The sequence below is a fragment of the Nitratireductor sp. GCM10026969 genome (assembly GCF_042660605.1).
GTDB lineage: Bacteria > Pseudomonadota > Alphaproteobacteria > Rhizobiales > Rhizobiaceae > Chelativorans.
The window spans coordinates 1-9080 of the sequence record NZ_JBHSUM010000160.1; the positions used below are offsets into that span (position 1 = coordinate 1).

The following is a 9080-nucleotide window of genomic DNA, read 5'->3' on the forward strand; positions in this document are numbered from 1 at the left end:
TGTCGGAAGGTCCGCACCGGCAGGACGAGATGATGCTGATCGTCGATGTCGGCACCAATGCCGAGATCGTGCTCGGCGATCGCCGGCGCGTCGTCGCCGCTTCTTCGCCCACCGGCCCCGCCTTCGAGGGCGCCGAGATTTCTTCCGGCCAGCGCGCCGCCCCGGGCGCCATCGAGCGCGTGCGTATCGACCGCGAAACACTCGAGCCGCGCTTCCGCGTCATCGGCTGTGATCTGTGGTCGGACGAGCCGGGCTTCGCCGAGGCGGTGGAAGCCACGGGGGTGTCCGGCATCTGCGGCTCCGGTATCATCGAGGTGATCGCCGAGATGTATCTTTCCGGCATCATTTCCGAGGACGGCGTGATCGACGGCGCGCTGGCTCTCAAAAGCCCCCGTATCGTCGCGGAGGGTCGTACCTTCTCCTACGTGCTCAGTGAAGCAACGCCACGCATCACGGTCACCCAGAACGACGTGCGCGCCATCCAGCTCGCCAAGGCCGCACTCTACGCCGGCACGAAGCTTCTGATGGAAAAGCAGGGCGTGGAGACCGTCGACACGATCCGCTTCGCCGGCGCCTTCGGCTCCTTCATCGACCCGAGCTATGCGATGGTGCTGGGCCTCATTCCCGACTGCGATCTGGAGAAGGTCTCCGCGGTCGGCAATGCCGCCGGCACCGGCGCGCGCATGGCATTGCTCAATCGCAATCATCGCCGCGAGATCGAGGAGACGGTGCGCCGGATCGAGAAGATCGAAACTGCGCTGGAGCCGAAGTTCCAGGAGCACTTCGTCTACGCCATGGCCCTGCCCAACAAGGTGGACCCCTTCCCCAGACTGGCCGCCCAGGTAAAGTTGCCACCGCGCAAGGTGCTTGGCGGCGAGGGAGGCGGCACCGAGCGGCCACGCCGGCGCTCGCGCGAGGAACGTATGGCGCGACGCCAACGATAGGCGCCCACCGCCTTATCCGAGCCGATTCCACCGTCCCGCGGACGTGATGTGGCAATCCACCTATTCGCTTGGCGCGAATACCTGACGGGGGAAACCAGTCTTTTCCAGAACCACGTGAGCGGCGGGCATCACGCTCCGCCCATTTCCCCGCAACCGCCGCGCATGGGTACGATTCGGGCATGCGAGCCAATACCAGCGGCGCCAATTCTTCACCGATGGCGGCATAGCGATGTTCGGCATGGATCCTCGGGTCAAGCCCAAGCCCCACGATGACGAAAGTGGAGATAGTAACGCGGTTCCCCCACCGTCGGCGATTAACGAAACACCCCTGCCATTCGTCATCGTCTGGTTTTACCCGAGGATACCATGCCTGAACGATGCCTACCGCCGGCGGCTGTCGGCATCACTTTTCTGCGGGGCCACCTGCCGGCGCCCCCTTCGGGTCGGCTGACAGCTCACAACGCGCCGATCCAGGTGGCGGCGACGACGATGAAGGAGCTGACGGCAACCAGTGAGAGAACATCCTGAATGAGGTCGGCCATGGGTTTCTCCTGTGCAAAACCGCTTCATGATCTTGATATGAACCTTATATGTTCATACTATGTTCTTGTCAATCACAACACGGTGTCCCCATCAGGTGCGCTGGTTCACAGCGTTAACAGCGGGTAAAGTGCATTCTGGTAGACTGCGCGAAAGATTGGCGGGAACGGGTCGGCGCGGGCGATCGTGGAATGCGGTTGAGTCACTGCTTTCATCGTTCCGCGTAATTGCCCCTGGCGCAAAGTTCCCCCGTCAGGGACCGCCAAGCCCTCCCATGGCTTGCCGCTCCCGCACCATCGGCGTGATGGCGAATTGAATGCGGCTGGAGTCGGAAGTCATGGAGGTCAAGCGAATTGTCACCAATATCGATACGCGGGATACCGCCGCCGCCGAGCAGTTCTATGGTGAGGCACTCGGCCTCGACCGCCTGATGGACCTTGGGTGGATCGTGACCTATGGCGCATCCGGCGCACCGGGCGTGCAGGTCAGCATCGCCTCGGAAGGCGGCTCGGGGACGGAGACACCCGACCTGTCCATCGAAGTCGATGACCTGGACGCTGCGCTGGCGCGCATGAAAGCGGCTGGATTTGCGATCGAATACGGTCCGGCTGACGAGCCCTGGGGTGTTCGCCGCTTCTATGTGCGCGATCCGTTCGGCCGGGTAGTGAACATCCTCAGCCACAGATAGCTGCGGCGCCGTGCGTTCATTCGGACCGCACGAAGGACGCCGTAGTTTTTGGTCCGTGCATCCGATTACAAGAAGCCGGTCTTAGCGGCCGGGCACCAAAGTGGGACGAAATTGTGCGAAATCGCCGCCGCCACGTCGTCCCGAAGGCCGGAGTGATAGCAGGTTGATCGCGGAGACGGATGCGCCCGAACACATCCCGCTTCAGGTCTCCACCATCTCCACCACCTTGCCCTCGGACAGCGTCACGCGCCGGTCCATGCGCGCAGCCAGTTCCTTGTTGTGCGTGGCAATCAAAGCGGCAAGGCCGGAATGACGCACCAGCGCCTCCAGGGCGTCGAAGACATAGCCAGCGGTACCGGGGTCGAGATTGCCGGTCGGTTCGTCGGCGAGCAGGACCATCGGCGCGTTGGCGACGGCGCGGGCGATCGCCACGCGCTGCCGTTGTCCGCCGGACAGCTCGGCCGGGCGGCGGTCGACCCGCGGTCCGAGCTTCAGATAGGAGAGAAGCTGCGTGGCCCGCTCGCGCGCCTCGGCGGGACCGAGCCCGGCGATGAGTTGCGGCATCATCACGTTCTCCAGCGCGGTGAACTCCGGCAGGAGATGATGGGCCTGATAGACGAAGCCGATCTCTGCACGGCGGATCGCCGTGCGGCTGTCGTCGGAAAGCTCCGCGCAAGACTGGCTGTTGATGACGATGTCGCCGGCATCGGGATATTCCAGAAGACCGGCAATGTGCAGAAGCGTCGACTTGCCCGTGCCGGACGGCGCCACCAGCGCCACCATTTCACCGGGACAGAGCGTGAAATCCGCGCCATTCAGGATGACGAGTTCCTTGGAACCCTGCACATAGCGCCGGTCGATCGACTTCAGTTCCAAGACGCTTTCGGCCATTTACTCGTATCTCAGGGCTTCCACGGGGTCGAGGCGCGAAGCGCGCCAGGCGGGGAAAAGGGTGGCGAGGAAGGACAGGACCAGCGCTATGAGCACGACGGCCGCCGTCTCCCCCGTCTGCATGTCCGCCGGCAACTGGCTCAGGAAATAGACCTCCGGATCGAAGATCGTGGTCCCCGAGAGCCACGAGAAGAACTGCCGGATCGATTCGACGTTCATGCAAAGCAGCGTGCCGAGGATGAAGCCGGCCAGCGTGCCGGCCACGCCGATCGCCGCCCCCGCCATCAGGAAGATGCGCATGATCGACCCGCTGGTCGCCCCCATGGTGCGCAGGATGGCGATGTCGTGTCCCTTGTCCTTCACCAGCATGATCATGCCGGAAATGATGTTGAGCGCGGCAACGAGCACGATCAGCGTCAGGATCATGAACATGACGTTGCGCTCCACCTGCAGCGCGGAGAAAAGCGTCCGGTTGCGCTGGCGCCAGTCGGAAATCAGGACCGAACGCTGGGCCGCCTCCTCCACCAGCGGTCGTAGGGCATCCACGTTATCGGGATCGTCGACAAAGACCTCGATGTGCTGCGCCAGCCCCTCGACATTGAGATAGAGCTGGGCCTCCTGCATCGGCATGAACAGGATGGCGGCGTCATATTCCGACATGCCGATCTCGAAGATCGCCGTGATCGGATAGCCCTTCACGCGCGGCGTCGTGCCGAAGGGCGTGACGTTGCCCTCCGGCGAAATGAGCGTGATCGTATCCCCCAGGCCCAGCCCGAGGTTCTGGGCCAGGCGGGAACCCACAGCAACTCCCTGCCCGGCGGCGAAATCGATCAGCGAGCCCTGGCGCACGTTTTGCGAGATCAGGTCCATCTCCGTCAGGTCTTCCGCGCGCACGCCGCGGATCAGCGCGCCGGTGCCGGCACCGCTGCGCCCGGAGGCGAGAACCTGCCCCTCCACCAGGGGCACGGCGAGCCTGACCCCGGGAACCTCGGAAATACGGCCGGCGACGGCGTCGTAATTGTCGAGCGGCATGTCGGTCGGCTGCACGATCAAGTGCCCCTGCACGCCGAGGATGCGGTTCAGAAGCTCGGCCCTGAAGCCGTTCATCACGGCCATGACGACAATCAGCGTGGCGACGCCGACCGTGATGCCGATAAAGGAAATGGAGGCGATGACGGAGACGACGGTTTCCTTGCGCCGCGAGCGCAGATAACGCCAGGCGACCAGTCGCTCGAAGTAGGAGAACGGCCGTGTCTCTCCGCCGGCTTCCGCCTTGTCGTTCATGCGCGCGCGCCGAACCGGCCGGGCACCGCGGAGATGGCGAGGGTCTGCCGCTCCCCCGTGGCGCGATTCTTGATCTCGACCTCGCCGTTGGCCACACCGCGCGGGCCGACGATGATCTGCCAGGGAAGGCCGATGAGATCCGCGGTGGCAAACTTGGCGCCGGCCCGGCCGTCCGTATCGTCGTAGAGGACCTCGCGGCCGGCCGACCTCAACCCGGCGTAAAGCTCACCGCAAACCCGGTCACACTCCGCATCGCCCGTCTTCATGTTGATGAGCATAACGTCGAACGGCGCCACGGCTTCAGGCCAGATGATGCCGTTCTCGTCGTGGCCCGCCTCGATGATCGCCGCGGCGAGCCGGCTGGGGCCAATGCCGTAGGATCCCATGGAAACGAAGTGTTCCTGCCCGTCGGGTCCCGTCACGCTGGCCTTCATGGGCTCGGAATACTTGGTCCCGAAATGGAAGATGTGGCCGACCTCGATGCCGCGCGCGGAAAGCCGGTCCTTGTCCGGCACGTCCTTCCACGCCGCCTCTTCATGCATTTCGTCCGTCGCCGCATAAGGCGCCGTCCATTGGGACACCACCCCGCCGATCTGGGCTTCGTCGGTGAAATCGATATCGGCGCCGGGAACGGGCAGGTCGAGAAACTCCCGGTGGCAGAACACCTCGCTCTCGCCGGTGGAGGCGAGAATGATGAACTCATGGCTGAGATCGCCGCCGATCGGGCCGGTTTCGGCGCGCATGGGAATGGCCTTCAGCCCCATGCGGTGGAAGGTCCTCAGATACGCCACGAACATGCGGTTGTAAGCGGCCCGCGCACCTTCGAAATCCAGGTCGAAGCTGTAGGCGTCCTTCATCAGGAACTCGCGTGAGCGCATGACGCCGAAACGCGGCCGAACCTCGTCGCGGAACTTCCACTGGATGTGGTAGAGGTTCAGCGGCAGATCCTTGTAGGACTTCACATAGGCGCGGAAGATGTCGGTGACCATCTCCTCGTTGGTGGGCCCATAGAGCATCTTGCGCTCATGCCGGTCGGTGATGCGCAGCATCTCCTTGCCGTAATCGTCATAGCGCCCGCTCTCCATCCACAATTCGGCCGACTGGATGGTCGGCATCAGGATTTCCTGACCGCCGGCGCGATTCTGCTCCTCGCGAATGATATTGCAGACCTTGTCGAGAACGCGCTTGCCGAGCGGCAGCCAGGAGAAGCTGCCCGCGCCCTGCTGCCGGATCATGCCCGCGCGCAGCATCAGCCGGTGCGAGACGATCTCCGCCTCGCGGGGATTCTCCTTCAGAATGGGCAGAAAGAAGCGCGACAGTCGCATGAACGGATCCGTAAATACAGGGGGCGGAATCAACGCCGCCGAAAGATATCCTCGGGCTTCTTAGCCATTTCGTGACAGCTTGAAAACCCACGGGTTTGAAGGCGACCGCCACCCTCGCAGCGGCAAAGCGCCCGAAGCACGGTCAAGTGGTAACATGTCCAATGTAGGGCAAAATTTTTCGTGACATTGCCTCGAAACTTAGTCTAATGTGACTATCACATAACAAGAGAGCAGAACGACAATCCGCTCTCGATACGCGGTCAAAGTCTTGGGAGGATACGATCCCGGCGCGGATGCTCGCAGCCGCCGTTGAGGAAACGGATGAGGATCGGACGCGTTTAGTTGCAAGGCCTGGTGCCTTGCTTTTTTTTGCCTTGAATTTCAGAAATCCGGCACGACGCGCGGGATGTCCTCGAAGCCGAAGCCCATGACGGCCGTGAGCGCATAATAGGCGCCGATCAGGAGAACGGTCAGCACCGTGGTGCGAATCATGGCGCGCAGCATATGCGGCCCGCGCGGCGCACTCGATTCGGTGCCGAGAACAACATCGCCTTCGTCATCCTGCGTGCGCAGCCCGAAGGGCAGCGACACGAACAGCATCAGCCACCAAGCGATGAAAAATACAGCGGCAAGGGATATCCAGGTCATTCCGCTCTCCGTTGCCCCATGGTCGCGGAGCCGGTTCGCACAATAGTGCCTCGGGCGGCGATTTTAAGACGCGCAGGACGCGGCGTCGGGTCACACCTGCTCGATCTCGATCAGGGTGCCGGCGAAATCCTTCGGGTGGAGGAAGAGCACCGGCTTGCCGTGCGCGCCGATTTTCGGTTCTCCATCGCCCAGCACCCGTGCGCCATGCGCGGCCAGACGCTCACGGGCGGCGGCGATATCATCGACCTCGTAGCAGATATGGTGCATGCCGCCATCCGGACAACGCTCCAGGAAGCGGGCGACAGGCGAATTTTCGCCCAGCGGTTCGAGCAACTCGATCCTGGTGTTGTCGAGATCGACGAAGACGACCGTCACGCCATGTTCGGGCAGCGGCTGCGGCTGGGAGACCGCGGCACCCAGAACGTCGCGGTAGACGGCGGTGGCATTGGCCAGATCCGGCACGGCGATGGCGACGTGATTGAGCCTGCCGAGCATCTCTCTTCCCCTATTGGGTGACGAAGACCGTCACGATCGGCTTTTTTCCCCAGGCATCGTTCGCGGCGGCGCGCACGGCGCGGCGTACCGATTCGGCCACCAGATCGAGATCCTTGCGCCGCGGCCGCGGAATGCTGGAGACGGCACCGACCGCCGCTTCCAGCATTATCTCCTCCAGCGGCTCGCCGCGCGCATTCGCCTCGGCGACGCCCAGCGCAACAAGGTCGGGATCGCCGGCAAGATCGTAGCGATCGTCGAGCACGACGTTCACGGCCACATGTCCGGCGAAGGACAGCTTGCGTCTTTCGCGCACGCCGACCTCGTCATCCGTGCCGATCACTCTACCGTCCTTGAAAATGCGCCCGCAAGGCACCTGGTCGATGATTTCCGCCGCTCCCGGCGCAAGTCGCAGCATGTCGCCATTGCGCACCTGCGCCACCTCGGGAATGCCCGCCATCGCGCCGAGCGCACCGTGGGCCACCAGATGCGCCGCCTCGCCGTGAACGGGCACCAGGATACGCGGCTTGATCCAGTCGTACATCTTCTTGAGTTCGCTGCGGCGCGGGTGACCGGAGACATGGACCAGCGCGTCCGTGTCCTCGATGATCTTCACGCCCTGCTCGATGAGCCGGTTCTTGATTGTGATGATCGCCTTCTCGTTGCCCGGGATCACCCGCGAGGAGAAGACCACCGTATCGCCCGGCGACAGCGCCACGTTGCGCATCTCGTCGCGCGACAGCTTGGCAAGCGCCGCGCGCGGCTCTCCCTGGCTGCCAGTGCAAAGGACCACGGCGTTTTCGCGCGGGATATAGCCGAAATCCTCCTCCGTCAGGAAAGGCGGCAGGCCCTCCATGTAGCCGAGCTCGGACGCCACATCGATGACGCGCTGCAGGGACCGTCCGAGCACCAGCACCTGCCGCCCGGCGTCGCGCGCCGCCTCGGCGATCGAGCGGATGCGCCCGACATTGGAAGAGAAGGTGGTGACGGCGACACGGCCCTCCGCCTTCTCGATCACCTCCTTCAGTCCGCCCGCCACGGCCTCCTCCGACGGCGATTCGCCCTCGCGCATGGCATTGGTGGAATCGCAGACGAGCGCCAGCACGCCCGCCTCGCCCAGCGCCCGGAAACGAGCCTCGTCTGTCTTGGGGCCCAACGCCGGTGCAGTATCGAGCTTCCAGTCGCCTGTATGGACGATGGTACCGACTGGAGTGGTGATCGCCAGCGAAACCGGCTCGGGGATCGAGTGCGTCACGTCGATCGCCTCGATGGCGAAAGGCCCGACGGTGAAGCGTTCGCCCGCGCGGAAGATGGTGACGGGCACATCCGGCGCATTCAGTTCACCGGCGCGCCTGGCTTCCAGAAGGCCGGCCGTGAATGGCGTCATCCACACATTGGTCTTCAGGCGCGGCCAGAGGTCGAGCAGCGCCCCGTAGTGGTCCTCGTGCGCATGGGTGATCACGATCCCGGCGAGGTTCTCCGCCTGCTTTTCGATGAACCGGATATCCGGAAGAACGAGGTCGACGCCCGGCAAGTCCGGGCCGGGAAAGGTGACACCACAATCGACGACGATCCACTTGCGCTCCTGTGGCGGCCCATAGCCGTAGAGCGCGAAATTCATTCCGATCTCGCCCACCCCGCCCAAGGGGCAAAACACCAGTTCCGGCTGCTTGGAAGCCACGTTCTCTCCCTTATGGTCCTTCACGCGCGCACGGAAGCAACGGCACCGAAGTGCACGTCACCAGCCGCTATGCGCAAACGCGTGCCGTCATCCTCACGGATAACGAACCTGCATAATTCGTCGATTGTTTCAAAAATGCCCCGCACCACCCGGCCGTCGACACGCACCGAGACCTCGCCACCCAGACCTGCCGCCCGCTCGAGCCAGCGCTCGCGAACGGCCGCAAGCCCGCGACCGCCGTCCCACAGACGGACATTGTCGATCCAGGCGTCCGACAGCGCCAGAAACAGCATTCCGGCGTCAGGTTTCGCACCGAGGCTTGCGAGCGATGTGGCCGGATAGGGCACGTCCTCTGGATGGGAAGCGACGTTCACCCCAATGCCGGCGGCAAGCGCCAGCCGGCCGCCTTCGAGCGAGGTGGACTCCAGGAGAATTCCCGCCAGTTTCGCCCCGTCGGCCAAAAGGTCGTTCGGCCATTTCAGCGCAAACCGGCTGCGCCCCCTCTCCGCGCCGTCCACGCCGACCGCGACTCGTGCGTCGGGCACTGTGGCCGAGAGCGCGTCCCCCAGCGCCAGCCCGGCCACGAA

General features: G+C 64.0%; 9 protein-coding genes. 2 read left to right on the forward strand and 7 right to left on the reverse strand.

Annotation, left to right across the window (positions count from 1 at the left end):
- Together ACFP9U_RS21250 and ACFP9U_RS21255 are read left to right on the forward strand one after the other, a co-directional pair.
- Positions 1 to 944: ASKHA domain-containing protein (locus ACFP9U_RS21250; RefSeq protein WP_378624526.1), on the forward strand; the 944-nt coding region annotated here is incomplete at its 5' end.
- Between the two features lie 877 nt (positions 945 to 1821).
- On the forward strand, positions 1822 to 2172 hold the full coding sequence (locus ACFP9U_RS21255; RefSeq protein ID WP_378624539.1) for a VOC family protein: 351 nt from the start codon (positions 1822 to 1824) through the stop codon (positions 2170 to 2172).
- Positions 2173 to 2373: 201 nt separating this feature from the next.
- Here the strand turns inward: ACFP9U_RS21255 and ACFP9U_RS21260 are convergent, their stop codons facing one another.
- The 7 genes from ACFP9U_RS21260 to ACFP9U_RS21290 all read right to left on the reverse strand — a co-directional run.
- Entirely contained in the window at positions 2374 to 3063 is a 690-nt protein-coding gene (locus tag ACFP9U_RS21260) for an ABC transporter ATP-binding protein (protein WP_378624528.1), read from the reverse strand.
- Positions 3064 to 4347 (reverse strand): lipoprotein-releasing ABC transporter permease subunit, encoded by a 1284-nt coding sequence (locus ACFP9U_RS21265; RefSeq protein WP_378624531.1) that lies wholly within the window; start codon positions 4345 to 4347, stop codon positions 3064 to 3066. It abuts the gene before it with no gap.
- Entirely contained in the window at positions 4344 to 5672 is a 1329-nt protein-coding gene (gene proS, locus ACFP9U_RS21270; RefSeq protein WP_378624533.1) for a proline--tRNA ligase, read from the reverse strand. The genes ACFP9U_RS21265 and proS overlap by 4 nt, the downstream gene beginning before the upstream one ends.
- 381 nt (positions 5673 to 6053) lie before the next feature.
- The gene (locus ACFP9U_RS21275; RefSeq protein WP_378624534.1) at positions 6054 to 6320 is read right to left on the reverse strand and encodes a DUF1467 family protein; all 267 of its coding nucleotides are present in this window, start codon (positions 6318 to 6320) and stop codon (positions 6054 to 6056) included.
- A gap of 90 nt (positions 6321 to 6410) precedes the next feature.
- Complete coding sequence (gene mce / locus ACFP9U_RS21280; protein WP_378624536.1) at positions 6411 to 6815, reverse strand: methylmalonyl-CoA epimerase; 405 nt, start codon at positions 6813 to 6815, stop codon at positions 6411 to 6413.
- A gap of 10 nt (positions 6816 to 6825) precedes the next feature.
- Positions 6826 to 8433: a ribonuclease J gene (locus ACFP9U_RS21285; protein WP_378624540.1), complete on the reverse strand. Its 1608-nt coding sequence runs from the start codon at positions 8431 to 8433 to the stop codon at positions 6826 to 6828.
- 80 nt (positions 8434 to 8513) lie between these two features.
- On the reverse strand, positions 8514 to 9080 hold a 567-nt coding region (locus tag ACFP9U_RS21290; protein ID WP_378624537.1), incomplete at its 5' end, for a biotin--[acetyl-CoA-carboxylase] ligase.

Coding starts and splice junctions, on each gene's coding strand:
- mce (WP_378624536.1), bottom strand. CDS start 6,815: ATGCTCGGCAGGCTCAATCACGTCGCCATCGCCGTGCCGGATCTGGCC.
- ACFP9U_RS21285 (WP_378624540.1), bottom strand. CDS start 8,433: ATGAATTTCGCGCTCTACGGCTATGGGCCGCCACAGGAGCGCAAGTGG.
- proS (WP_378624533.1), bottom strand. CDS start 5,672: ATGCGACTGTCGCGCTTCTTTCTGCCCATTCTGAAGGAGAATCCCCGC.
- ACFP9U_RS21255 (WP_378624539.1), top strand. CDS start 1,822: ATGGAGGTCAAGCGAATTGTCACCAATATCGATACGCGGGATACCGCC.
- ACFP9U_RS21265 (WP_378624531.1), bottom strand. CDS start 4,347: ATGAACGACAAGGCGGAAGCCGGCGGAGAGACACGGCCGTTCTCCTAC.
- ACFP9U_RS21275 (WP_378624534.1), bottom strand. CDS start 6,320: ATGACCTGGATATCCCTTGCCGCTGTATTTTTCATCGCTTGGTGGCTG.
- ACFP9U_RS21260 (WP_378624528.1), bottom strand. CDS start 3,063: ATGGCCGAAAGCGTCTTGGAACTGAAGTCGATCGACCGGCGCTATGTG.